The following is a 23,445-nucleotide window of genomic DNA, read 5'->3' as shown; positions in this document are numbered from 1 at the left end:
AGCCGCCGATGTGGCGAAAATGCTACATATGCCCTTATGCTGCTTCTCTGCGAGCGGAATATGCCTTTCCTTCGATGTGTCTTCCGTCCGCGCCAGGAGCATGAGAGATGCGGATTCTCATCGTCGAAGACGAGCCGGACATGGCGCGCCTCATCAGGCGGCGACTTGGTAAAGCCGGTTATGCCTGCGACCAGGTCCTCAATCTGGAAGACGCGCTCGAAGCGCTGAAACAATTTCCGTACGAGCTGATGCTGCTTGATAGGCGGTTGCCGGACGGGGACGGCGCCGAGGCTGTTCCTTGCATACGTAAATTACGGCCGAGCGTGCGGATCATGATGGTGACGGCGATCGACGCGCCGCAGGAAAGAGTAGCGGGCCTCGACGCGGGCGCCGACGATTATCTCGTCAAGCCTTTCGACGGAGAAGAGCTTATGGCGCGCATACGGGCGCGCCTCAGATCGCCCGGTGGCGGAAAGGCGCCGCCGATCATTGTGGGCGCTCTGTCTTTCGATCCGGCCGCGCGTCAATTTTTCGTCGCGGAAAGGCCGATGACGCTGCACAAGCGAGAATTCACGCTGCTGGAGACGCTCGTGCGCCGCGTCAATCGCGTCGTCGCGCGCGCCACACTAATGGAAGAAATATACGGTTTCGACGACACCGTCTCGCCCGGCGCGCTTGACACGCTTGTGTCCCGCCTGCGCAAGCGGCTCGAAAACATTCACGCCGACGTGGAGATTCATCTCGTCCGCGGTCGCGGCTATCTGTTGAACGAGATCGGGTCATGATCGCCTTTCGCTCGCTCGCGGCGCGGCTAACGCTTTACGTCGTCATCGCGCAGGTCGTCGGCTATATCGCGACGCATGTCTCCATCCATATTCTCAGCGCCTATGGAATTATGCCGGGCGCGGCCGAATATTGGAACGATCTGGCCTTTCCCAAGATCCACTCGCTGACGGCCGCGTCGGTGGCGCGCGCGCCCGATGGATCCTTACGTCTCGATCCAACGCCGGAACTGCGCGCCTATATCGAACGCACGCCGACGCTGCGCGTTGCTGTCTTCGACCCCGCGACGACGTCGGCGCTGCCGGGCTCCTCTCCCGATCTCGCGTCCCTCATCACATCAAAGGACCGGATGAAGCCTCTCTCCCTGTCGTACCGGATCCAGGGAGAGCCTGGAACGGATCTTAAAGGCGCATCCGTGTTGGCGAATACGCCTTACGGAAGACTACAGATCGCGACCTATGGCTATGTCTCCTCTTGGAGCGACTTTCCCTACTGGATGTATCGAGCCGGATTGGGCGACGTCAAATATCATCTTTTCGAGATACTGGCGGTCGCAATTATCGGCTGGGCGGCGCTGAGACGAGGGCTCGCGCCACTGGACTCGCTTGTCCGACAGGCGGAGCTCATCGACCTCGTTTCGCTCGATCGGCGTTTGTCGCTCCCCGGGGCTCCATCCGAGATCAGGCCGCTCGTTTCCTCGATGAACGACGCGCTCAAGCGCCTCGACGAAGACGCAAAGCGCCAGCGCCGCTTTCTCGCCAATGCGGCCCATGAATTGCGCACGCCGGTCGCCATTCTGACGGAGCGCCTCAACCATCCCAAAGAGACGGGCTTCGTCAACAATCTGAAGCGCGACGCCCGGCGGATCGGCGCCATTGTCGAACAACTGCTCGCATCGGCGCGGCTACAGGGACGTCAGGACATTCCTATAACCGTCGATCTCGCGGAAGTCGCGCGCTCGGCGATTGACGACCATGCGCTGCTCGCCGTCAAAAACGGTCGGCAACTCGCCGTTGAACTGGAACGGGAACATATCGTCGTCGCCGGCGATCGCCGCGCGCTGGAAAGCATCATCGGCAACCTTGTCGATAACGCCTTGCGCGCCGAGCCGGAAGGAGGGACCGTGCTGGTGCGCGTCGGCGCCGACGCCACGGTCGAAGTGATCGACCACGGCGAGGGCGTGGCTGAATCCGATCGCGAACAAATTTTCGAACCCTTCTGGCGCAAGAGCGAAACGGCGCCCGGCACAGGCCTCGGCCTCGCCATCGCGAAGGAGATCATGGACGCGCATAGCGGCCGGATCTGGGTCGAAGAAACCCCCGGCGGGGGCGCCACTTTCAAGCTGCGCTTTGCAGTAAAATAGACGTCGGAGAAGATGTCCGCGCCAAGGGGCGTCCGGTCGAGATCGCCGCCCGATTAACGGCGCTGCGGGGCGAACAGACGACCGGACAGGGTAGCGCCGCTCTGTGCGATCATTCAGTCAGCCGCATTATTAGCCGTTGCCCCTACGGACGATGCGGGCGCCACGGAAATAAAGCCGCGCCATCCCGCTCCCCCGTTTCGTCTTCGCCAATCGCGGCGGTCAGCGCGGCGATCTCGTCGATCGTATATCGCGGCGTGATGTGCTGCGGGCAATTCCAGTCGAAGGCCGTGACGTCGATAAGGAGTCCGCGTTCGACCCGCGCGCGATAATCCGGAACGGCGAGACGGGTCAACACCGCGACATCGTCGAGTCCAACGACGCGTGCGCGCCCCAGTATCTTGAGCCGCGCACGGTTCGGGTAATCCATCAGAAACAGCGCAACCCGATCTTCGCTCGCGATATTGCCGATGCTCACATATTGCCGATTGCCGCTGAAGTCGGCAAAACCGATCGTCGTTTCATCGAGCGCCCGCAGAAAACCTTTTGGCCCACCGCGATGCTGGATGTAGGGCCAGCCGGTTTCGCTGACAGTCGCCATGTAGAAGCTGTCGCGCGCGCCGATAAACGCCGCCTCGTGCGGACCAAGTCGATCGTGATGCGCCGCGCCGCCGTGAAGGCGCGCATAGCCGCGGCGACTGCCCATTTCCTCCTGAACGCGCTGCACGCCGGGCGTGAAGGCGATTTCCGCAAAGCGATGGCCCATCCGTTTTCTCCTTGGCGCGAGCCGCTCCAACTATTGGAGCGGCGCGCTTCTGTACATTTCTGCCAGCAACGCGCAGCGGCGCGGGCGCCACGACGCGCGCGCGGATCCGCGTCATCGCCTTAGAGCACGGTTGTTGCGGTTGGCTCAGGCGCGCGAGCCGTGTTGGCGCCGATGACTTGGGTCATATTTCGCTCCTGGCGACGGCGGGGATGCGTGTTCCCGCGACAGCTCCAGCAAGATGGGCGCTAACGGAATTTGAAAGAATATGCTATTTTTAGAATAGATTATTCAAAATATCGGAACAATAAATGGGCCGCTTTCAGGAACTCAAGACTTTCGTGGCGGTGGCCGAAACCGGCGGCTTCGCCAAGGCCGCTGCGCAACTTGGAAGTTCGCCGCCGGCGGTGACCCGCCTGATCGCGTCTCTCGAAGCGCGGCTTGGCGTGCAGCTTTTTCATCGCACGACGCGTATCGTTCAACTGACTGAATCTGGCCGCCGCTTTGCTGGGAGGGCGCGTGCGCTGCTCTTGGATCTCGAGGACGCGGAGAAGGAAGCGGGGGGCGAGGGCGGCGCGCCCTCGGGCCATTTGACGCTGACGGCCTCGGCGACAATGGGCCGTTCGCTCTTGCCGCCGATCGTCGCTCCGTTTTTGAATGCGAATCCGCGTGTCTCGGCGACGCTTCTCCTACTGGACCGCGTCGTGAACCTCATCGAGGAGGGCGTCGACATCGCGCTGCGCGTCGGTCGCCTCCCTGGTTCAAGTCTGATCTCGACGAGGATCGGCGAGGTAACGCGCGTACTTGTCGCGAGTCCCGACTATCTCGCCAGACGCGGCGCGCCGCGCGCGCCGGACGATCTTAGGCTGCACTCGATCATCGCCTTTACCGGTCTGATGCCGGATCGCGAATGGCGTTACGGCGGCGTTGGCGCCAAGGGCGGCCGCATTTCCCTGCGTCCCCGGCTGGAGATCAATGACGCGCTCACAGCAATCGCCAGCGCGGAAAAAGGCGAGGGGGTCACCATCGCGCTGTCATACATGGTGTCGGAGGGAATACGCAGCGGACGTCTCGTCGAAGTGCTCAGGGAGCATACGCCTCCGCCGATTCCAGTACAGCTAGTTTACCCTGAAAGTCGGCTCGTTGCGCCCAAGGTGCGCGCTTTCATCGACTTTGCGGCTCCCCGACTGCGCGCAGCTCTGGGCGAAATAGCGCCGCTTGTGACGGGCGACTCAAAGATTTCGACTAGCAGCGGTCCGTGATCAGATTGGATATCCCGTATCGGCATGCGGACTCCCGCACCATCCCGTTCACTCCACGGAGCATAGTCTCGAGCGCCCGACCGCCATTTCCTCGAAAAAGACGGTCGCCGTAGCGGCCGAGCATCGCGTTCCGGCGCCTCGAGGCCTGTGCTAAGCTTGATGTTGTGGCTGTTCACACCCTCGCCGATGATCGATCGTTCGAGGTGGGCCAGACGGGGGAGCGTGTCCAACACGGAAGCATTCAATGGAAATGCAACAGGTCCGCTATTTCCTGGCTGTGGCCCAAACCCTCAATTTCACAAGGGCGGCCGAGCAATGCAATGTCTCCCAGCCGGCGCTGACGCGCGCCATCAAGCTGCTAGAGGAAGAACTCGGCGGCGATCTGATCCGCCGGGAGGGACGGCTTTCCCACTTGACCGATCTCGGGCAGCGCATGTTGCCGCTCCTCCGGCAGTGCCACGAAAGCGCTGTCACCGCGAAGGCGCTGGCGACTTCTCTGAAGAAAGGAGAGATCGCGACCCTCAATGTGGCGGTTGCGAGCGCCGTCGATATCGCGCTGCTTATGCCGGCTCTGAGCGAAATGTATGGCGCCTTCCCCGAACTGTTGCTGAGGCTGAAGCGAGGCGGCGCAATCGCAATCCGGCAAATGCTGGAAAAAGGGGAAATTGATCTCGCGATCGGAAGCGGATTTGGCGAGGGCTCGGACCGTCTCGATTCCTGGCGGATGTTCGATGATCATTTCGACATCATCATCAGCGCTGAACATGACCTGGCGCGCGGCAATGGCGCGGCGCTGGAGGCGGCTCAACTCGGCGAGCATCGGCTCCTGCTGCATAAAGGGGTCGACGCGAGCGAGGCTGAAATTGAGCGTTTAGCGACAGCGGGCGTGTCGCTCGTCAATGTGCATGAGGTCGACTCGCTTGCCGATCTTGAAGCGCTGGTGCGCGCGAATTTTGGCGTTGGTCTCACGCTCGCAAGCGCCTTGCGGACCGGCGGCATTCGCCACCTACGAATCCACAGCGTCGACGTCGAGCGCCCTGTCTCCATCTGCATGATGTCGGGACGTCCGCGCTCGCGCGAGGCGACGGCGCTGCTTAACCTATTACGAGGCGCTGACTGGTCCATAGTTGTCGGATGACGCCGCGGGTCTCGCTGATGACGACGCCATATGGGCTGCCGCGGCGATCAGCGTCGACGGTTCGAGCCGCCGCCGATAGTCCGGATCGACGTGACGAAACCGGACAACTCCCTCCCGATCTAGAAGGAACACTGACGGCACCGGCAGTATCCAAGCCGATCCCCCTTGGTAACATGGCACATCCCAACCAGCCGCCGCGATTAGCGACGACATTTCATCAGGCACCCAGATCGCGAGGTTCAGCGCCAGGGCGTAACCATTGTCGACATCGGTCAGGAAAGGAAAATGCGCCTTCGCCTCGCGTTTGATCTCGCGTGTGTATTTCTGCGTCTCCGCTGAAATCGCGACGAGCTGAACGGGTTTGATCGCATCTTCGATTTCGGCGAGTCCCGCCGCGTTCAACCGGCAATAGGGGCACCAATGTCCGCGGATAAATGCAATCGCAACCGGGCCCCCGCGCAGCAGCGTGTCGAGGTTGACGAGCCGCCCTTCCTCGTCCGGCAGCAAGAAGGGCGACATTTTCTCGCCGATCTGCGGCGCAAGGCTTCCGGCGGCGACTTGCTCCAGCCGGTTGACGAATTTGTCGACGGCCTCAGCAAAAATGGGACTCAGTCGCCGAACTTCGTCGGCGACGTATTTGAGCTTGTCGCTCAAAGGCGTGTTCTCTTTACCAATACGAAGATAGGCGTCTTCAAGCGCAGCAAGGAGTTGCGAAACTTCCATTCGGGCGATCTCCTTGCCTCAGCCTATCACATCAGTTGGTAGGCGAAAGCAAAGCGGTGTCGCCGCGCGTTTCGTGAAGGATGAAGCCTTCGATCGGATCGAAAGTTTCGCGCCAGGGCGCCCTTTCGAGCGTCGCCTGCATGTGGCGATAGCCCGCCTCCCAACGGGACCTGATGCCGTCCGCGCTGAAGTCGATGTCCTTTGTATGGTCTTCATTGTTAAGCTGGGGCGCGAGGAGACGCACAACGTGCATCCGTGTCAGGCATCCGTGTTGGGCAAGTCGTTCGACCTCCGGATCCCGGCGTGTCTCTTCGGGCAATTTGCGCGACAATTCCGCGATGACGTGCCTGAGATAGTGAAGTTGTCGCTGTCGCCTAATGTGAGTCCCGGCGCGGCTCGAATATTGCAGATCCTTTTGCCGGTTCATGACTTCCCAAATGGTTCGCGGTTCGGAGCCATGTGGGTTCCATAGATGCACGACAAACACGATTCCGCTTCTTCGACGCGCGTCATCGAAGACCGCTTCGACGGGCGTGTTGGAGAGGACGCCGCCGTCCCAGTAAAGTCTGCCATCGATGCGGACGGCCGGAAAAGCCGGGGGCAACGCGCCGGAAGCTAATATGTGATCGAATGTCAGGCGCTCCTCGCGACTGTCGAAATAGCGCATTTCGCTGGTTTGCACGTCGCAAGCGCCGACCGTCAGGCGCATCGGTCCGGCGTTTATACGGCCGAAGTCTATAAGGTCGCGCATTGTGTCCTTCAATGGCTCAACCGAATAGTAGCCCGCCTGGTCGGCGCCGAGCGGCGCGTGCGGACTGACGAATGCTGCGAGATTCGGGCGGAAGAAACTTGGAACGCCAGCGCTTATTGTGAAGCTGTTGCGAAGCAGCGCGCCGAAAAAAGGGAAATAGGGCGCGTGTAGAAAATTTGCATGTTCCACGCGTTTCCAGAATTCGCGCAGTTTCGCCATGCGCGCTTCCCGCGGATTGCCGACAATGACGGATGCGTTAATGGCGCCGATCGAGGTGCCGATCACCCAGTCGGGCTCCAGCCCCGCTTCATGAAAGGCTTGGTAAACCCCAGCCTGATAGGCGCCCAGCGCGCCGCCGCCTTGCAGCACAAGCACGAGCTGCCCGAACTCCTTAATTTCGGAAGCAAGATTTGTCATGGCGTTCCCCATTCAAAATTGTTGCGCCTTGCGTCAATGCGCTGTCCAGCCGCCGTCGATCGGCAATGCCGCGCCGGTGATCGATTTCCCTGAATCGCTCGCGAGAAACACCGCGAGCGCGGCGATCTCTTCCGTTTCAGCGAAACGCTTGGTCGGCTGCGCCGCGAGCAACACATCGCGTATGACTTCTTCGCGCGTCAGGCCGCGCGCCATCGCGGTGCTGTCGATCTGATTTTCGACGAGCGGCGTCCAGACATAGCCGGGGCAGATGGCGTTGCAGGTAACGCCAAATTCCGCGCCTTCCAGCGCCACCGTCTTTGTCAGTCCGATGACGCCATGCTTGGCAGCGACATAGGCGCTCTTGAACGGCGAGGCGACAAGGCCATGCGCCGAAGCGACATTGATGATGCGACCGAAATTGTTCGCCTTCATCGCGCCGAATGACGCCTTGATCGTGTGGAAGGCAGCGGAAAGATTGAGCGCGATGATCGTGTCCCATTTTTCGTCGGGAAAATTCTCGATCTGATTTACATGTTGGACGCCTGCATTGTTGACGAGAATGTCGACCTTGCCGAATTTCCACACCGAGCGGACGATCAGATTGCGGGCTTCGACAGGGTCCGCAAGATTGGCGTCGTCAAAGATGACTTTTACCCCGCTTTCATTGGAAAGGTCTTCGCAAGCGCGATCAATATCCCGTCGATCGCCGAGTCCGTTGAGGACGACATCGGCGCCGGCGCCTGCGAGCGCGCGCGCAATGCCGAGGCCAATACCCGAGGTCGAACCCGTAACGACCGCGACGCGGCCGGAAAGATGCCCCGCTGTCCGGGCGTTTTCGAGAACCGGCATATCCATTAGTCGTCTCCATCGGTCTTTTGCGCCGCATGGCGGCGACGACGGAACCATGCGCCGCGGCCGAGATGTTCTGAAATGCCATCTCGTTTTGATCTCGATACCCGATGGTTATACGCGTGGCCGCTTCGCTATGCGCTTTTTGCATGGACTCGATGCGGACATTCGAATGGCTGCGCCCCCGTCCCGCGGCTAACTTCCTCTCGTGTTGATGAGCTTTGAAGGCGCAAAACGCGATCGCCTTCCAAAATCCGAGGAGGATCAAATGAGCACATTCCGAAAATTCTCGATCATATGCGCGACGACCGGCGCCGCTCTTCTGGGCATGATCGCCACGCCTGCTCATGCCGGCCAATGCCCCGCGGGACAGGAGGGCGGCAATACGCTGGCGGATCGTCCAACCGCGCCGAAGGGCGTGAGCGACAAGGTGATCGGTTCGATCGACCTCGGCCCGGAGCTCGGGGCGAACGGGCGCGACCTTCGTCTGCGCAGGCTTGTTATTCAGCCCGGCGGCGTTGTTCCGTTCCACAGCCACAATGGACGGCCGGCGATCATCATCACGCTCAAAGGCGAGATTCTCGAATATGCCAGCAATTGCCGCGCGCCGATTGTTCATCGCGCGGGCGAAACGGTGAACGAAACCGCGGAGGTCGCGCATTACTGGGTTAATCGCGGCAAGTCGGTCGTGGAGTTGCTCTCCGCAGATGTGAAGGGACGCGAGTAATTGCGTTGGGGCCTAGCCCCGACGATCGACAGTGCCGAATAGGGCGCCACGCATGCGTTCCATCGCGCGCGTGGCCCCTTTTTTACGACCCGGAGAGACCGATGCAAGAACTTGCCCGACGACCGTCGCCGCCATCGGAAATGCAAGCGAGCCCCGGCGTGCGCTCCTTTGCTATCGGCTCGATCGGCTTTCTAACGCTCGTTGATCTCTTCGCCGCCCAAGCGATCCTTCCGCAACTCATGGAGCTATATCGCGTGGGCCCGGCCAAAATCGGCCTCGCTATCAATGCAAGCACTCTCGGCATGGCGGTCGCGGGCCCGATCGCCGCGGTCGCTGTGCGCGGATTGTCGCGTCGCTCCGGAATCTGGATCAGCCTTGCGCTTCTTGCGGCGCCGACGGCGCTGCTCGCGATAGCGCCGACATTACTGTCATTCACATTGCTTCGTGTTCTTCAAGGCGTGTTCATGGCAAGCGCCTTTACGCTGACTCTGACGCATTTCGCAGAAAGATGCAGCAAACACGACATGCCCCGTGCGCTTGCGGCCTATGTCACCGGAAGCGTCCTCGCCAATTTGCTTGGTCGACTGATTGCCTCAAATGTGGCTCAGGAATTTGGCGCTTCGGCCGCATTCCTTACGCTTGCGGCGCTCAATCTCTCAGGGGCGCTGCTCGCATTCGTGACGTTGACTCACGTCGCGCCGCTGCCGCTTCGGGTGGAGGCGTTTGAGCTTCTGGGAGTTTTCGCGCGGCACTTGCGCAACCCAGCCTTAAGGCGAGCGTACGCCGTGGGCTTTTTGATCCTCTTCGGCTTTGTCGGTTTGTTCAGCTATGTCGGCTTCGCGCTTGTTGCGCCTGCAGGCGGACTGTCGATGAGGGTGGCCGGCTTGGCGTTCCTATGTTTTGCGCCCTCGCTGGCGACGACGCCGATGGCCGGCCGTTTGAGCGCGCGCTTAGGGACGGCGACAGCGGCGGCATTTGCGCTTTTGTGCGCCGTTATCGGCGCCTTTCTGTCGATTGTCGCCAACGTCTCGATAATCCTTCTTGGCATGGCGCTTTTTTCTTCGGGCGCATTCATCGCACAGGCTGTTGTTACGAGCTTCGTTGGCAGAGTTGCGAAAATCGAACGCGCTGCGGCGAGCGGGCTCTATCTTTCGGCCTACTATTCGGGCGGCCTCGCTGGCGCGGCGGCAATCGGCGCGCTTTACGAGAAATTTGGCTGGAGCGGCGCGGCTTCGGGCGTCGCAATTGTGCTTGCGTTGGCGTCCTTGCTCGCGGCTGGTCTGGTCGAGGACGCCTCGGCGTGACGCGTCACATGCATAGGCTGCATCAAAGCCATGCTTTTTTGGCAGCGGATTATTCCCTCTTTTTCAACGAAAGTTCAATTGCGCCGCGATGGCGCGTCAAGAGGAGTAAGACGATGAACAACACGACCGTGTTTGCCGCAGGGGTTCTCGCTGCGTTGACAGTCGCCGCCCAAGCGGCGCCGGTTGCGCCGCAGGCGGGCAAAGAGAAGTGCTACGGCGTCGCGCTCGCCGGCAAGAACGACTGCGCCGCTGGCCCCGGCACGAGCTGCGCCGGCACGTCTAAGGTGAACTATCAGGGCGACGCCTGGAAATATGTCGACGCCGGCTCCTGCGCCTCAATCAAGACGCCGAAGGGCATGGGCGCGCTCATGCCGCATAAGGGCTGATCGCCATGCGTCGGACCGCCGGAATAGGCTTCAAGCCCGCTCATTTCGAGGAGGCGATTGCCTGTCCGGCGGCCGGCCTCTGGTTCGAGGTTCACGCCGAGAATTACATGGTCGCGGGCGGGCCGCGGCTCGCTATGTTGGAGGCGCTCCGCGCCGAACGTCCCTTGTCATTGCATGGCGTTGGGCTATCGATTGCGGGCGCGGAGAGGATCGACAGAACCCATCTGGAGCGCTTGAGCCGCCTCGTCGATCGCGTCGATCCTTTCATGGTGTCCGAGCATCTCGCCTGGTCGCGGATTGGCCAGTTTCATCTGCCCGACCTCCTACCGATCCCGCGAACGACAGAAGCTCTGCATTGCATCGTTCGAAATATTGATGAAACGCAGGAGACGCTCGGTCGGCGCATTCTGATCGAGAATCCCTCGCACTACGCGCCGCTTCCCGGGCATGAATGGGACGAGCCGGCGTTTCTTTCTGAAGTCGCCAGGCGCGCAGGCTGCGGTCTGCTCATCGACGTGAACAATGTCTGGGTGAGCGCCAATAATCTCGGCTATTCGCCGCAACGATACATCGACGCGCTGCCGTGGCGCGCAATCGAGGAAATCCACATCGCCGGCCATCGGCCCGACGCCGTCCTTGGCGACGCCCTGCTCATCGACAGCCATGACGCGCCTGTCGCGGAGGCCGTCTGGAATCTTCTTGAGCGGCTCATTTCCATCGTCGGCGACGTTCCAGTCCTTCTTGAGCGCGACGGCAAGATCCCACCGTTTTCCGAATTGCTCGCCGAGCGCAATCGCGCGGCGACATGCCTCGCCGATTGCAGGGAGTTCGCCCATGCATACTGATCTGGCATCCTTTCAGCGCGAATTCGCCGCCGCGATCCTTTCTGGCGCGGAAAGCGAATTCGACCGCTGGCCCGGCTTCGCCGTCTATCGCAACAATTCAACGATCGCGGCAATAGAAGCGCTCGCCGGCGCCTATCCGACGGTTCACAAGATTCTCGGCGAATTCGGCTTTCGCAAGATGGCGTCGAATTTCTTTCAAACGAGCCCGCCAGAGAGCGCCGTGCTCGCCGAATATGGCGCGAGAGTCGTCGAGCTGCCCGATCTGCGCGTGCTCTCGGCGCGCTTTCCCTATCTTGCGGATATTGCGCGGATCGATCGAATGCTAATCGAAGCGCATCTGGCGCATGATCCAATAGCGGTGGCCGGTCTCGACGCCGCGCAGATCGTCAGCGCCGAATGGGCGCAGATTGCGGCAGTATTCCATCCCGCGACGCGGTTTCGCTGGTTTGCGACGCCTGCGTCGCTTGTCTGGCTGTCACTCCGGCAGAACGCAATTGAAAACCTTGCGCCGCCGCCGCGCGGCGCCAGCGGAATTCTGTTCACGCGTCCGTTCGGCGCTGTCGGAGCGATAGGCATCGATCGCGTCGAATACCTTTTGCTGGAGGGATTCGCGCAAGGACAAAGCGTCGCCGACGCCGCCATTCACGCCGCGAACGTACAGCCTCAAGCGGATATCGGCGCCGCATTCAAGCGCCTGCTCGACAGCGGCGCCATCCACTATTTTGAGAAGAGGGAGATGCGCTAATGTCCCAGGCAAACGTCCAGCCAGGAAACGCATCCTTTCGCCGCTCGCATCTCGCCTTCATCGGAGGCCTTGGCGAGACGCTTCTTCCGATGTGGCTACTGCTCCTGGTTCAGCGATGCGCCGTCGCCGCAATCTTCTTTCTTTCGGGCCGCACCAAGGTCGAAGGACGGTTTACGATCACCGACAGCGCTTTCGAGCTCTTTCGCAACGAATATCGGTTGCCCTTGATCTCGCCTGAAATCGCGACATATCTAGCCGCTGGCGCCGAGCACCTGTTCCCGATTCTGCTGGTCGTCGGCGCGCTCACGCGCTTTTCGGCCCTCATGCTGCTGGGGATGACGCTCGTCATCCAGGTCTTCGTCTATCCAGACGCTTGGCCGACGCATCTCAGCTGGGCGGGTTTGCTCCTGCCGCTCATCGCCTTCGGCGGAGGCAAGCTTTCGCTGGATAGATTGTTCAAGATTGCGTAGAGGCTCGTGGAGCGTCGATAGGTCGGCTTGATCGCGCCGTTGATCGCGCCGAACCCGCCCTAGGGATTGATTTTTGGCGAATGATGGTAGCGGAGGAGGGATTCGAACCCCCGACACAAGGATTATGATTCCTCTGCTCTGACCAACTGAGCTACTCCGCCCCATGGCCGCTTGAGGCGGTCTGGAAGAATTCCGGCATATAGGTCGGGCGCCGAAGGCAAGTCAAGGCTGCAGGGCGCGTCGCGTGGCCGGGAAACGGCTTTAAGGACAATCGGAAGCTCCCGACGCTTCCAGCCGCGGCGATGGGTCGCCGGAGGGCGCCTCTCGCCGCCGCCCTTGCCGGTTCAAGAGCCTTTTCTTTGGCTTCGCGCCGTGCGACAAGCCGAACGCGGACGCCGCCGCGCGGCCGGGCCCCGCCGCCCTCATCCGCCCGCTCGAAGGGACGTCTCCGGGTAACGCGCCCATGTCGGTCAAATACCCCATCATCTCCATCACCGGCTCGTCCGGCGCCGGCACGAGCTCCGTCAAGGCGACCTTCGAGCAGATTTTCCGCCGCGAGCGAATCGAAGTCGCCTATGTCGAGGGCGACAGCTTCCATCGCTATAATCGCGAGGAAATGAAGGAGGCCATGATCGAGGCTCAGGCCAGAGCCAAACACCATTTCAGCCATTTCGGGCCCGAAGCCAATCTCCTGCCTGAGCTCGAGACGCTGTTTCGCGAATATGGCGAGACCGGCTCCGGCCGCTACCGCCACTACGCTCACGATGAAAACGAGGCGGCGGTCCTCGGCGTCGCGCCCGGAACCTTCACCAATTGGGAGGAATTGCCGGCCAATACCGACGTGCTCTTTTACGAAGGCCTGCATGGCGCCGTGGTGACGGACGAGGTCAATGTGGCGCGTTACGCCGACCTCAAGATCGGCGTGGTGCCGGTCATCAATCTCGAATGGACGCAGAAGCTGCACCGCGACCGGCATTCGCGCGGCTATACGACCGAGGCCGTCACGGAGACGATCCTGCGGCGCATGCACGATTATGTGCATTATATTTGTCCCCAGTTCTCCGAGACGGATATAAACTTCCAGCGCGCGGCGACGGTCGACACGTCCAATCCGTTTGTGGCGCGCTCGATTCCGACGCCCGACGAATCGATCGTCGTCATTCGCTTTCGCGACCCGAGGGGGGTGGATTTCCCCTATCTCGTGGCCATGATCGCCGGGAGCTGGATGTCGCGCGCCAATTCCATCGTCATTCCGGGGAATAAGCTCGATCTCGCGATGCAGTTGATATTAACCCCGAGAATCCTCGAACTTGTGAGACGCAAGAAAGGCGCGACGTGAACGAAACGACAGTGACCGCAGGCCTCGAAACGCCGGCGGCAGGAGCAAGGCCCGACCCGCGCCGCTGCGCCAACGCCATTCGCGCGCTGGCCATGGACGCGGTCGAGAAGGCGAAATCCGGCCATCCCGGCATGCCGATGGGCATGGCCGACGTCGCGACCGTGCTTTTCCAGCGTTTCGTGAAATTCGACGCGAGCCGGCCGGACTGGCCGGACCGGGACCGTTTCGTGCTTTCCGCCGGCCACGGCTCCATGCTGCTATACGCGCTGCTCTATCTGCTCGGCTATCCGGGCATGGGGCGAAAGGAGCTCGAGAATTTCCGCCAGTTCGGCTCGCCGACGGCGGGCCATCCCGAATATGGCCACGCCGCGGGGATCGAGACGACGACCGGCCCGCTGGGGCAGGGGCTCGCGACCGCCGTCGGCATGGCCATCGCCGAGCGCCTCGCTGCAGCCCGCTTCGGCGATGATCTCGTCGACCATTTCACCTACGTTGTCGCCGGCGACGGCTGCCTCATGGAGGGCGTGAGCCATGAGGCGATCGATCTCGCGGGGCATCTCAAGCTCTCGAAACTGGTCGTGTTGTGGGACGACAACGCCATCTCGATCGACGGCCCAACAAGCCTTGCGACCTCGACCGACCAGATCGCGCGTTTCGCCGCCGCTGGCTGGCATGTCGCGCATATCGACGGCCATGATCCGGACGCCGTGGCGCGGGCGCTCGCCATCGCGCAGGCTGATCCTCGGCCTTCGCTTATCGGCTGCCGCACCCTCATCGGCTTCGGCAGCCCGGGCAAGCAGGGCAAGGAAAGCTGCCATGGCGCGCCGCTTGGCGAGGCGGAGATCGCCTTGGCGCGTGAGGCGCTCGGCTGGTCCTATCCGCCTTTCGAACTGCCAGACGACGTGCTGGACGCTTGGCGCGCGGCTGGCAGGCGCGGCGCTCCGGCGCGCGAGGCCTGGGAGTCGCGGCGGGCGGCTTCGCCCAAGGGCGCGGCGTTCGAGGCTTTCTTGAAGGGCGACGTCGCGGCGGAGGTCGCTGCGCCGCTCGCGGCTTTTCGGGCGACGCTCGCCGCGGAGAAGCCGAAGCTCGCCACGCGGAAATCCTCCGAAATGGCGCTCGGCGTCATCAACGCCGCGACGCAGGCGACGATCGGCGGCTCCGCCGATCTCACCCATTCCAATTTCACCCTCACCAAGGGGATGGGGGAGGTGGCGCCGGAGGAATTTTCCGGCCGTTACATCCATTATGGCGTGCGCGAATTCGGCATGGCGGCGGCGATGAACGGCATTGCGCTCCATGGCGGCTTCGTTCCCTACGGCGGGACTTTTCTGGTCTTTTCCGACTATGCGCGCGGCGCCATCCGCCTCTCGGCGTTGATGGGGCTTGGCGTCGTCTATGTGCTGACCCATGATTCGATCGGTCTGGGCGAAGACGGGCCGACGCATCAGCCGGTGGAGCATCTCGCGGCGCTGCGGGCGATGCCCAATCTCAACGTCTTCCGCCCGGCCGACGCCATCGAGACGGCGGAATGCTGGGAGCTTGCCCTCGCCAGCCGCAAAACGCCCTCGATCCTGAGCCTGTCGCGGCAGAATCTGCCGACGCTCGACCGCCCCATCGGCGAAAATCTTTCGGCGAAAGGCGCCTATGTTCTGCGCGAACCTGCCGGCGCGCGCGACGCGACCCTGCTGGCCACGGGCTCCGAGGTTGAAATCGCGCTCGCCGCGGCCGACATTCTTCTGGCGGAAGGAATCAAGACGGCGGTCGTCTCCATGCCTTCCTGGGAGCTGTTCGAGGCGCAGCCCGAGGCTTATCGCGAAGAAGTTTTGGGCGCGGCGCCTCGCGTTGCGGTCGAGGCCGCGGTCCGGCTCGGTTGGGACCGCTGGATCGGGGAGCGCGGCGCCTTTATCGGCATGAGCGGTTTTGGCGCGAGCGCGCCGGCTGCGGAGCTTTATAATCATTTTGGAATCACCGCTAAGGCCGTGGCCGAGACGGCCCGCGCCCTAGTTAAGGCATAGAGAAACACGGGAGGCGACAATGGCGCTCATCACCCTGCGGCAATTGCTCGACCACGCCGCCGAGCACGACTATGGCGTGCCAGCTTTTAATATCAACAATATGGAGCAGGGCCTCGCCGTGATGGAGGCCGCCGCCTCTGTTGACGCGCCGGTCATCATCCAGGCCTCGCGCGGCGCGCGCGCCTACGCCAATGACGTCATGCTCGCCAAGATGATCGAGGCGCTGGCCGCGATCTGGCCTGACATTCCGCTCGTCATGCATCTCGACCATGGCAACGCCGAGTCGACTTGCGCCAGCGCCATTCGCTTCGGCTTCACCTCGGTGATGATGGACGGCTCGCTCAAGGCCGACGGCAAGACGCCCGCCGACTATGACTACAATGTGCGCGTGACGCGCAGCGTCGTCGATATGGCGCATTGGGTCGGCGCTTCGGTCGAAGGCGAACTCGGCGTGCTGGGCTCGCTCGAAAGCGGCATGGGCGAGAAGGAAGACGGCCACGGCGCCGAGGGCAAGCTCTCCCATGATCAGCTCCTGACCGATCCGGCCCAGGCCGAAGATTTCGTCGCGCGCACCAAGGTTGACGCGCTGGCGATCGCGATGGGCACCTCGCATGGCGCCTATAAATTCTCGCGCAAACCTGACGGCGCGATTCTCGCGATGCAGGTCGTCGAAGAGATTCATCGCCGCCTGCCCGGCACGCACCTCGTGATGCATGGGTCGTCGTCGGTCCCGCAGGATTTGCAGGACGCCTTCAACGCCGCGGGCGGCGAGATGCCGCAGACCTGGGGCGTCCCGGTCGCGGAAATTCAGCACGGCATCAAATATGGCGTGCGCAAGATCAACATCGACACCGATAATCGCATCGCCATGACGGCGGCGATCCGCGGCGTCCTGGGTAAGAACAAGGGCGAGTTCGATCCGCGCAAATATTTGAAGCCGGCGATGGACGCGATGCGCGCCGTCTGCAAGCAGCGCTACGAGGAATTCGGCACGGCGGGGCAGGCGTCGAAAATCAAGCCGATCCCGCTCTCCGAAATGGCGAAGCGCTATGCGAGCGGCGCGCTCGATCCGCAATTCGCGAGCAAAAAGGCGGCGGAGTAGGCGTGTCGAGCGGCCTTGTCATTGCGCCCTCCATTCTCTCGGCCGACTTCGCGCGGCTGGGCGAAGAGACGCGCGCCATGGCGGAGGCCGGAGCCGACTGGATTCATCTCGACGTGATGGACGGGCATTTCGTGCCCAACATCACCTTCGGGCCCGGCGTCGTCGCGGCGCTTCGCCCGGTGACGAGCCTGACGCTCGATGCGCATTTGATGATTTCGCCGGTCGATCCCTATATCGGCGCTTTCGCCGACGCGGGCGCCGACATCATCACGATCCACGCCGAGAATGGACCGCATTTGCATCGCTCGCTGCAGATGATCCGGGCGCGGGGAAAAAAGGCGGGGGTATCGCTCAATCCGGCGACGCCTGAAAGCGCGCTCGCCTATGTGCTCGACGAGATCGACCTTGTGCTCGTCATGAGCGTCAATCCGGGCTTCGGCGGCCAGAGTTTCATCGCGTCGCAGCTCGATAAGATCCGCGCCATACGCGAGATGATCGGGCGCCGTCCGATCCGGCTTGAGGTCGACGGCGGCGTGACGCCTGAGACCGCTCCCGCGATCGTCGAAGCGGGCGCCGACGCGCTTGTCGCGGGCTCAGCCGCCTTTCGCGGCGGCGCCTCGGCCTACGCCGACAATATCGCCGCGCTACGCCAGGCCGCGGCGAGCGCCGGCGCGATCGCCGTTTAGCGCATTTTCGGCCCGATTGGGCTCCGGTTCGGTTGATTGTCGCGGCGCGGCGCGCTATCGCCTCTCTGGAGCGAGACCGCTCCCGAAGGAAACGCCGCGCTTTTCCAACTGGAACATGTGTTTCGTTTTCAAAAAGGTTCAAGCTATTGGGGCGTAGCCAAGCGGTAAGGCAGCGGATTTTGATTCCGCCATACGGAGGTTCGAATCCTCCCGCCCCAGCCATTGTTCCTGACGAGAGTTTTTTTAATCCCGGCGCCGAGCTGAAGAATGAGGCTCCGTATAGGCGCGCGGGCTGAAAGCGCCGTCTTCACCCTCCTTTTTCGATATTGTAGCGCCGGCGCGCCGGCGTGCTGCTGACGAGACGATCGTCCCTCGCGCTTTGTGCGATCGCGCACCACCGCCCTGCCGGTTCGGCGTATGACTGAAGAACGATTGCGGCGCCGCCTCATACCTTGAGTAGGAAATGATCCACCTTCGCCATCGTGTCCTATGCACGCTTCTTCTGCTGATCGCAGGCTGGACATCCGCCGCGTCGGCTTCCGAATGCCAGCGCGCGGACGCGTCCCTCGCAGGTCACTATTATTTGCGCGGCGTGATGGAAGTCGGTTCAGAACTTCAGCTGCAAGCAAATGGTAAGTTCGATTACATGCTCGCCTATGGCGCGCTCGATGAGCTTGCCTCAGGCTGCTGGTCGCGCGAGGGGCAGACCGTCACGCTCGTCGTATCGAAATTCAAAGCCAATACGGAAGACCCGATGAAATTCGAGCGTCTCGTACTGGAAATCAAACCCGACGGAAAGCTGATTCGCCGGTTCGATGGCGGCGATACCGGCGCCTATTCGCGCTAACGCAGAAACAGGCAAACTTGCGAGCAAGAAAGTTGGTAAGGCGCAGTCGGAACAAAGCCGAAGCCGATCCAAATACCAGGCCAGATTTCGGAAAAATTTCTTGTTATTTCTCTCTAAGGCAAGGAAACCTATCGGAAGACCGGGTCGCGCCCGACTATGTCGAGAGCGGCGCATGCGAGACGCCGGCGCCGAGAAACGGGGTTCTTGACCCCGGCGCCTGTTCCGATAGCATCTTTGGTCTGTCGGCGCGGCCGCCGGAGTAACGCCTCAAGCCGACTCCGACCCCCCGCGTCGCCGCGTAAAGCTTCCATAGACTAAAATCTAAAATGAACGCCCTGAATGGGTGGAGCATCTGCCTATTCGATCAAGGGTCCGCAAATAAGATATCGAAGAACGCGACGGCGTCCGGACAACAATCTTTCCAGGCAAACAGGAAAACCGCGTATGACTCTTGAGGCGCCTTACTTTCATGTGACGCGATCGAAAGTCTTCGTTCTATTGGCGGCATTTCTTCTTGTGGCCGGCGTCGTCGGCTATTGGCGGATTTTCCTTCCTAAAGACGATGCGCCGATCAAGGTCGGCGTTCTCCATTCCCGCTCGGGGCCAATGGCGATCAGCGAAAACTCGATGGTCGACGCCGAGCTTTTGGCGATTGAGGAGATCAATGCGAGAGGCGGTCTGCTGGGTCGGAAAATTCAGCCCGTCATTGCGGACGGCAAGTCCGATTGGCCGACCTTTGCGAGAGAAGCGGAACGACTGATAACGGAGGAAAAGGTCTCGGTTATTTTTGGCTGTTGGACCTCGGCGTGCCGCAAGACGGTGGTGCCGGTCTTCGAAAAATACGGCCAGCTCCTCTTTTACCCTATGGCCTATGAGGGCCTCGAACAATCTCCCAATGTAATCTATACGGGCGCCGCGCCCAATCAGCAGGTTATTCCCGCAGTAAAATGGAGTTTAGATCATCTGGGGAAGCGATTTTACCTCATCGGCTCGGATTATGTATGGCCCCACAGCATTAACGAAATTATGAAGGATGTCATTCACGCCTTGGGGGCCGAACTCGTCGGCGAAGATTATATTTTCTTTGGAAGCTCGAATGTTTCCGCCGCGATTGAAAAGATCAAAGCGGCGCAGCCGGATGTTATCCTGAGCGCTGTCGTAGGAGATTCGAACAGGGCGTTTTATCAAGCGCTTCGCGCCGTCGGCCTTACAGCTGAAAAACTTCCCGTCGTCTCGGTCAGCATAGGCGAAGAAGAGCTGCGCAGCCTGCCGATCGGCGATTTGGCGGGCCATTACTCCGCATGGAGCTACTTCGAAGCGATCAATAGGCCCGCGAATGACAAATTTGTCCGCAATTTCCGCGCCCGTTACGGCAGTAATCGCGTCACAAGCGACGTGATCGCGACGGCCTATTCGAGCGTTTGGTTGTGGGCCATGGCGGTACAGGAAGAGCAGTCCCTCGATGTCCAGCGCGTCAGAAAGACCATTCTGACCGAGAGCCTTGACGCTCCAGAGGGATTGATGTCCGTCGACCCCTATACGCAACACACTTGGCGGTCTTTCTCGATTGGAAAAATCCGTCCTGACGGGCAAATCGAAGTGGTCTGGACGGTAAAACATCCAATCCGCCCCGTTCCCTATCCGCCGTCCCGAACGAAAGCCGATTGGGATGCGTTCCTGTCGGCGATGTATAATCAATGGGGCGGCAACTGGGCGAACCCTACCGAGGCGAATTAACCAATGAAGCCTCTCAATATCGCTTCGCTCAGCAACTCGATCGGCAGTTCGATCGGCAAGAAAATTGTCTTCTGGTTCCTCACGATCAATGTTCTCTCATGCGGACTTCTCGCTTGGCGCACCTATGATATTTCGCGCGCCTCTCTAGAAGACGCGGTTCAGACCTCGTTGTTGGTCGTCGCCAAGAAGAAGGCTGAACAGTTAGAAAATCTCACGCTCGAGAAAATTAGGAGCGTCGAGTCGCTGATGCATAATCCGTCCGTCAGCGAGGCGGCCCGCGAATTTTCCCAAGCAATCTCGGAAGGGGGAAGAGAGTCGGATTTCTACAAAGCGGTCGCAGAAAAGTATGGGCCCAATCTCAGCCGAATTGCGGACACTTTTAACTACACCGATTGCGCTTTGATTTCGCCAAGCGGCGATGTCTTGTTCGATCAATATGGGACCTTGCCGTTTAGCGAAAATCTGCTGAATGGACGCCTCAAGGGCACGGAACTCGCGGATACCGTAGACAGGGCTCGAACCCTGCTGCAGGCTGAAATTTCAGCCTTCGAGATTTATCCCGGGATGAAGGATCCCGCGGCTTTTATCGCCAGTCCTATCTTGGAAAATGGCGTTGTCGTCGCCGTCATCGTGTTTCAGCTGAACAATCGAGAACTTTACAGCGTCATCAATGATTACACCGGCCTTGGCGAAACCGGAGAAGCGCTCGTCGCCGCCAATCTCAATCAAAATGAAATGGTCATCGTCAATCCGCTGCGGCATGCGGCGGCGCCGGCGTTTAGCATCCGGACGCCTTTGACGAGCGGGGCGTATCCCGCGCTCTCAAAAGCGCTGGGAGGCGTGCATGGATCGGGCCTCTTCAGCGATCCCGGAAATAGGCAGGTCGTCGCGTCTTGGACATATGTTCCGTCCTTCCGCTGGGGAATGGTGGTCCAACAACGCGTTGAGGAAGCTTTCGCGCTCACGAAAGCGCAGCGGAACGCCACGATCTGGCTGCTTCTCTTCATGGCGCCGCCTATTGTTCTTTTGGCCTTGGCCGTTGCGCGCACGATCACGAAGCCAATTCGCGTTGCCGTCCGCGTCGCGAAACAGGTCGCGGCGGGCGACCTCGACGCGACATTCGAAATCAAGAGCCATGACGAAACCGGCCAGCTGCTCGCCGCCATACGATCCATGACAGCCGATCTGCGCGAACTATATGGTTCGATGGAGGACAAAATCCGGGAGCGGACGAGTGAGCTTCAACTCGCCAATGAGGAATTGTCGGTCGCAAGAGTTGCGGCGGAGGAAGCAAGCAAGACAAAAAGCGCCTTTCTGGCCAATATGAGCCACGAACTGAGAACGCCGCTCAATGCGATTATTGGCTATAGCGAGATGCTGCAGGAGGACGCCCAGGACAAAGGCGACTTCGGGCCCGTGGAGGATTTAAGAAAAATTGAGAGCGCCGGTCGGCACCTCTTGGGTCTTATCAACGATATCCTCGATCTATCGAAGATCGAGGCTGGAAAAATGGAGGTCTTTATTGAGAGGGTGGATATCAGAGCCCTCGTCGCCGAAGTGCGATCGATTGTTCGTCCTCTCGCCGAAAAGAGCGACAACAAGTTGGAAGTGATCTGCCCTAAAGACATTGGCGCCTTTTGGTCGGACGAAACGAAAGTCAAGCAATGTTTGCTCAATCTGATGAGCAACGCCAATAAATTCACCAGCAAGGGAAAGGTGACCCTAACCGTAGAACGGAACGCTGATTCTTTCATATATTTTAGGGTCGCGGACACCGGTCTCGGCATGAATGAGGAGCAGCTTGGTCGGCTCTTTCAGGCTTTTACCCAGGCCGATGCGTCGACGACCAAGCGTTTTGGGGGAACAGGGCTCGGACTCGCCATCACGAAGCATTTTTGCGTCGCGCTCGGCGGCGACATAGCCGTTGAAAGCACGCCCGGGACAGGCTCGGTCTTTACAATCATGATTCCCGATCAGCAGGAGCCTTTCGAGAGGAAGCCGGCTGGCTTAACCTCGGAGTCCAAAAACGCACTCGTGCTCGTCGTCGACGACGATCTCGTCGCACGCGAGCTTCTGACGAGAACGCTCGAAAACGAAGGCTATCAGGTCATCACCGCGCGCCATGGTCTCGAAGCGCTGGCGCTGGCGAGGCAACACAAGCCAAACGCGATCACTCTGGACGTCATGATGCCCCACTTGGATGGATGGGGCGTCCTCAAGCAGCTCAAGGACGATCCGGAGCTCCGAAACATCCCGGTGATCGTGGTGACCATTCTCAACGAACGGGGGCTTGCCATCCCCCTTGGGGCGGTTGAACTGCTCACAAAGCCGATCGACCGGCAGCGTTTGACCTCGCTGCTTACCGAATATTGCGGCAATCCGACGGAAACCACCGTTTTGATCATTGAAGACGATTCTGCGACTCGCGACCTCCTTTGCCGATCCGTGCGGGGGGTCGGCTATAGAGCGGATGCTGTCGTCAATGGGCAGGAAGGTCTAGACTGGCTTTCCCGGAGTCCTCCGCCCAATCTCATTCTTCTCGATTTGATGATGCCGAAATTGGACGGCTTCGGCTTTCTGCGAGAATTACGGAAACACCACGCCTATGATCATCTCCCTGTCGTCATCGTGACCGCAAAGGAATTAAACGCCGACGATATTCGCGATTTAAGCGAGCTTAAGGCGGAAATAATCACGAAAGACAACGACTATCTGCGGGAGCTGGTCACAATTATGCAAGAGTGCAAAAGAGCGAACGGTTCAGACTCTCTCCGGCAAGTGCCGCGCCAGGCGATGGAGAACCAGTAAGTGGTCAAGATTCTCTTAGTTGAAGACAATGAGATGAACCGCGATATGCTTTCGCGTCGGCTTAAACGCAATGGCTATGACGTCGTCATCGCCGTCGACGGCCGGGAGGGCGTCGATATGGCGGCGTCTGAATTGCCGGATCTCATATTGATGGATATGAGCCTGCCTGAAATCGACGGGTGGGAAGCGACCCGTCGGGTAAAGAATAACGATGCGACGAGAAGCATTCCTGTTATTGCTCTAACGGCGCATGCAATGGCGGGGGACAGAGAAAAAGCGATCGACGCAGGGTGCGAGGACTACGACACCAAACCAGTCGAAATCAGTCGCTTGCTCGGCAAAATAGCGGCGCTGCTCAACCCCGGCGCCGCCTGATGATCTCTGGCTG

Annotated in this window: 22 protein-coding genes and 2 tRNA genes; 19 read left to right on the top strand and 5 right to left on the bottom strand. The window is 60.6% G+C overall.

What is annotated here, in order from left to right; all coding sequences use genetic code 11:
* Positions 1-107 precede the first annotated feature (107 nt).
* A complete protein-coding gene (locus V3H18_RS00535; protein ID WP_332079908.1) occupies positions 108-785 on the top strand; it encodes a response regulator transcription factor in 678 nt (225 codons plus the stop codon).
* Positions 782-2,146, top strand: coding sequence for a sensor histidine kinase (locus V3H18_RS00530; protein ID WP_332079906.1), 1,365 nt, complete (start codon positions 782-784; stop codon positions 2,144-2,146). The genes V3H18_RS00535 and V3H18_RS00530 overlap by 4 nt, the downstream gene beginning before the upstream one ends.
* Before the next feature lie 142 nt (positions 2,147-2,288).
* Here V3H18_RS00530 and V3H18_RS00525 read toward each other — a convergent pair whose 3' ends face one another.
* Positions 2,289-2,909: a pyridoxamine 5'-phosphate oxidase family protein gene (locus tag V3H18_RS00525; protein ID WP_332079905.1), complete on the bottom strand. Its 621-nt coding sequence runs from the start codon at positions 2,907-2,909 to the stop codon at positions 2,289-2,291.
* 308 nt (positions 2,910-3,217) lie between these two features.
* Here V3H18_RS00525 and V3H18_RS00520 point away from each other — a divergent pair, with 308 nt between their 5' ends.
* Both V3H18_RS00520 and V3H18_RS00515 read left to right on the top strand, forming a co-directional pair.
* Positions 3,218-4,168 (top strand): LysR family transcriptional regulator, encoded by a 951-nt coding sequence (locus V3H18_RS00520; RefSeq protein WP_332079904.1) that lies wholly within the window; start codon positions 3,218-3,220, stop codon positions 4,166-4,168.
* A gap of 244 nt (positions 4,169-4,412) precedes the next feature.
* Positions 4,413-5,306 (top strand): LysR family transcriptional regulator, encoded by an 894-nt coding sequence (locus V3H18_RS00515; protein ID WP_332079903.1) that lies wholly within the window; start codon positions 4,413-4,415, stop codon positions 5,304-5,306.
* On the opposite strand, the gene V3H18_RS00510 is transcribed toward V3H18_RS00515, so the two are convergent.
* The 3 genes from V3H18_RS00510 to V3H18_RS00500 are packed head-to-tail and all read right to left on the bottom strand — an operon-like array spanning position 5,271 to position 8,052.
* Positions 5,271-6,029 (bottom strand): peroxiredoxin-like family protein, encoded by a 759-nt coding sequence (locus V3H18_RS00510; RefSeq protein ID WP_332079901.1) that lies wholly within the window; start codon positions 6,027-6,029, stop codon positions 5,271-5,273. The genes V3H18_RS00515 and V3H18_RS00510 overlap by 36 nt on opposite strands.
* A 31-nt stretch (positions 6,030-6,060) precedes the next feature.
* The gene (locus V3H18_RS00505; protein ID WP_332079900.1) at positions 6,061-7,197 is read right to left on the bottom strand and encodes a patatin-like phospholipase family protein; all 1,137 of its coding nucleotides are present in this window, start codon (positions 7,195-7,197) and stop codon (positions 6,061-6,063) included.
* Between the two features lie 33 nt (positions 7,198-7,230).
* Positions 7,231-8,052, bottom strand: a complete 822-nt coding sequence (locus V3H18_RS00500; RefSeq protein WP_332079899.1) for a 3-hydroxybutyrate dehydrogenase — start codon at positions 8,050-8,052, stop codon at positions 7,231-7,233.
* Between the two features lie 262 nt (positions 8,053-8,314).
* On the opposite strand from V3H18_RS00500, the gene V3H18_RS00495 reads away from it, so the two are divergent.
* From V3H18_RS00495 to V3H18_RS00470, 6 genes are all read left to right on the top strand, one after another.
* The gene (locus V3H18_RS00495; RefSeq protein WP_332079898.1) at positions 8,315-8,773 is read left to right on the top strand and encodes a cupin domain-containing protein; all 459 of its coding nucleotides are present in this window, start codon (positions 8,315-8,317) and stop codon (positions 8,771-8,773) included.
* 158 nt (positions 8,774-8,931) lie between these two features.
* A complete protein-coding gene (locus V3H18_RS00490) occupies positions 8,932-10,077 on the top strand; it encodes an MFS transporter (protein ID WP_332079897.1) in 1,146 nt (381 codons plus the stop codon).
* Positions 10,078-10,190: 113 nt separating this feature from the next.
* Positions 10,191-10,463 carry a BufA1 family periplasmic bufferin-type metallophore gene (locus tag V3H18_RS00485; RefSeq protein ID WP_332079896.1) on the top strand — a complete coding sequence of 91 codons (273 nt, stop codon included), beginning with the start codon at positions 10,191-10,193 and terminating at the stop codon, positions 10,461-10,463.
* A 5-nt stretch (positions 10,464-10,468) separates the two neighbouring features.
* Complete coding sequence (gene bufB, locus V3H18_RS00480; protein ID WP_332079895.1) at positions 10,469-11,308, top strand: MNIO family bufferin maturase; 840 nt, start codon at positions 10,469-10,471, stop codon at positions 11,306-11,308.
* Positions 11,298-12,053: an HvfC/BufC family peptide modification chaperone gene (locus V3H18_RS00475; RefSeq protein WP_332079894.1), complete on the top strand. Its 756-nt coding sequence runs from the start codon at positions 11,298-11,300 to the stop codon at positions 12,051-12,053. Before bufB ends, V3H18_RS00475 begins: the two co-directional genes overlap by 11 nt.
* Positions 12,053-12,523 carry a DoxX family protein gene (locus V3H18_RS00470; RefSeq protein ID WP_332079893.1) on the top strand — a complete coding sequence of 157 codons (471 nt, stop codon included), beginning with the start codon at positions 12,053-12,055 and terminating at the stop codon, positions 12,521-12,523. The genes V3H18_RS00475 and V3H18_RS00470 overlap by 1 nt, the downstream gene beginning before the upstream one ends.
* 84 nt (positions 12,524-12,607) lie before the next feature.
* On the opposite strand, the gene V3H18_RS00465 is transcribed toward V3H18_RS00470, so the two are convergent.
* Positions 12,608-12,684, bottom strand: a tRNA-Met gene (locus V3H18_RS00465).
* Positions 12,685-12,986: 302 nt separating this feature from the next.
* On the opposite strand from V3H18_RS00465, the gene V3H18_RS00460 reads away from it, so the two are divergent.
* The 9 genes from V3H18_RS00460 to V3H18_RS00420 all read left to right on the top strand — a co-directional run bounded on the left by V3H18_RS00460 (position 12,987) and on the right by V3H18_RS00420 (position 23,432).
* Positions 12,987-13,862, top strand: a complete 876-nt coding sequence (locus tag V3H18_RS00460; protein WP_332079891.1) for a phosphoribulokinase — start codon at positions 12,987-12,989, stop codon at positions 13,860-13,862.
* An 11-nt stretch (positions 13,863-13,873) separates the two neighbouring features.
* On the top strand, positions 13,874-15,877 hold the full coding sequence (tkt, locus tag V3H18_RS00455; protein WP_332079985.1) for a transketolase: 2,004 nt from the start codon (positions 13,874-13,876) through the stop codon (positions 15,875-15,877).
* Positions 15,878-15,896: 19 nt separating this feature from the next.
* The gene (gene fba / locus V3H18_RS00450) at positions 15,897-16,979 is read left to right on the top strand and encodes a class II fructose-bisphosphate aldolase (RefSeq protein WP_332079889.1); all 1,083 of its coding nucleotides are present in this window, start codon (positions 15,897-15,899) and stop codon (positions 16,977-16,979) included.
* Positions 16,980-16,981: 2 nt separating this feature from the next.
* Complete coding sequence (rpe, locus tag V3H18_RS00445; RefSeq protein ID WP_332079888.1) at positions 16,982-17,665, top strand: ribulose-phosphate 3-epimerase; 684 nt, start codon at positions 16,982-16,984, stop codon at positions 17,663-17,665.
* A 147-nt stretch (positions 17,666-17,812) separates the two neighbouring features.
* A tRNA-Gln gene (locus tag V3H18_RS00440) sits at positions 17,813-17,887 on the top strand.
* A gap of 241 nt (positions 17,888-18,128) precedes the next feature.
* Positions 18,129-18,512: a hypothetical protein gene (locus V3H18_RS00435; protein ID WP_332079887.1), complete on the top strand. Its 384-nt coding sequence runs from the start codon at positions 18,129-18,131 to the stop codon at positions 18,510-18,512.
* A 516-nt stretch (positions 18,513-19,028) separates the two neighbouring features.
* Positions 19,029-20,249: an urea ABC transporter substrate-binding protein gene (locus V3H18_RS00430; protein ID WP_332079886.1), complete on the top strand. Its 1,221-nt coding sequence runs from the start codon at positions 19,029-19,031 to the stop codon at positions 20,247-20,249.
* Between the two features lie 3 nt (positions 20,250-20,252).
* The gene (locus V3H18_RS00425; protein WP_332079885.1) at positions 20,253-23,057 is read left to right on the top strand and encodes a response regulator; all 2,805 of its coding nucleotides are present in this window, start codon (positions 20,253-20,255) and stop codon (positions 23,055-23,057) included.
* Positions 23,058-23,432 (top strand): response regulator, encoded by a 375-nt coding sequence (locus V3H18_RS00420; protein ID WP_332079883.1) that lies wholly within the window; start codon positions 23,058-23,060, stop codon positions 23,430-23,432.
* Positions 23,433-23,445 lie beyond the last annotated feature (13 nt).

Source organism: Methylocystis borbori (assembly GCF_036576025.1).
GTDB classification, from domain to species: domain Bacteria; phylum Pseudomonadota; class Alphaproteobacteria; order Rhizobiales; family Beijerinckiaceae; genus Methylocystis; species Methylocystis borbori.
The sequence above is the reverse complement of the archived record's forward strand: the minus strand, read 5'-3'. Positions and strand labels throughout refer to the sequence as shown.

Coding starts and splice junctions, on each gene's coding strand:
- V3H18_RS00535 (WP_332079908.1), top strand. CDS start 108: ATGCGGATTCTCATCGTCGAAGACGAGCCGGACATGGCGCGCCTCATC.
- V3H18_RS00530 (WP_332079906.1), top strand. CDS start 782: ATGATCGCCTTTCGCTCGCTCGCGGCGCGGCTAACGCTTTACGTCGTC.
- V3H18_RS00525 (WP_332079905.1), bottom strand. CDS start 2,909: ATGGGCCATCGCTTTGCGGAAATCGCCTTCACGCCCGGCGTGCAGCGC.
- V3H18_RS00520 (WP_332079904.1), top strand. CDS start 3,218: ATGGGCCGCTTTCAGGAACTCAAGACTTTCGTGGCGGTGGCCGAAACC.
- V3H18_RS00515 (WP_332079903.1), top strand. CDS start 4,413: ATGGAAATGCAACAGGTCCGCTATTTCCTGGCTGTGGCCCAAACCCTC.
- V3H18_RS00510 (WP_332079901.1), bottom strand. CDS start 6,029: ATGGAAGTTTCGCAACTCCTTGCTGCGCTTGAAGACGCCTATCTTCGT.
- V3H18_RS00505 (WP_332079900.1), bottom strand. CDS start 7,197: ATGACAAATCTTGCTTCCGAAATTAAGGAGTTCGGGCAGCTCGTGCTT.
- V3H18_RS00500 (WP_332079899.1), bottom strand. CDS start 8,052: ATGGATATGCCGGTTCTCGAAAACGCCCGGACAGCGGGGCATCTTTCC.
- V3H18_RS00495 (WP_332079898.1), top strand. CDS start 8,315: ATGAGCACATTCCGAAAATTCTCGATCATATGCGCGACGACCGGCGCC.
- V3H18_RS00485 (WP_332079896.1), top strand. CDS start 10,191: ATGAACAACACGACCGTGTTTGCCGCAGGGGTTCTCGCTGCGTTGACA.
- bufB (WP_332079895.1), top strand. CDS start 10,469: ATGCGTCGGACCGCCGGAATAGGCTTCAAGCCCGCTCATTTCGAGGAG.
- V3H18_RS00475 (WP_332079894.1), top strand. CDS start 11,298: ATGCATACTGATCTGGCATCCTTTCAGCGCGAATTCGCCGCCGCGATC.
- V3H18_RS00470 (WP_332079893.1), top strand. CDS start 12,053: ATGTCCCAGGCAAACGTCCAGCCAGGAAACGCATCCTTTCGCCGCTCG.
- V3H18_RS00460 (WP_332079891.1), top strand. CDS start 12,987: ATGTCGGTCAAATACCCCATCATCTCCATCACCGGCTCGTCCGGCGCC.
- fba (WP_332079889.1), top strand. CDS start 15,897: ATGGCGCTCATCACCCTGCGGCAATTGCTCGACCACGCCGCCGAGCAC.
- V3H18_RS00435 (WP_332079887.1), top strand. CDS start 18,129: ATGATCCACCTTCGCCATCGTGTCCTATGCACGCTTCTTCTGCTGATC.
- V3H18_RS00425 (WP_332079885.1), top strand. CDS start 20,253: ATGAAGCCTCTCAATATCGCTTCGCTCAGCAACTCGATCGGCAGTTCG.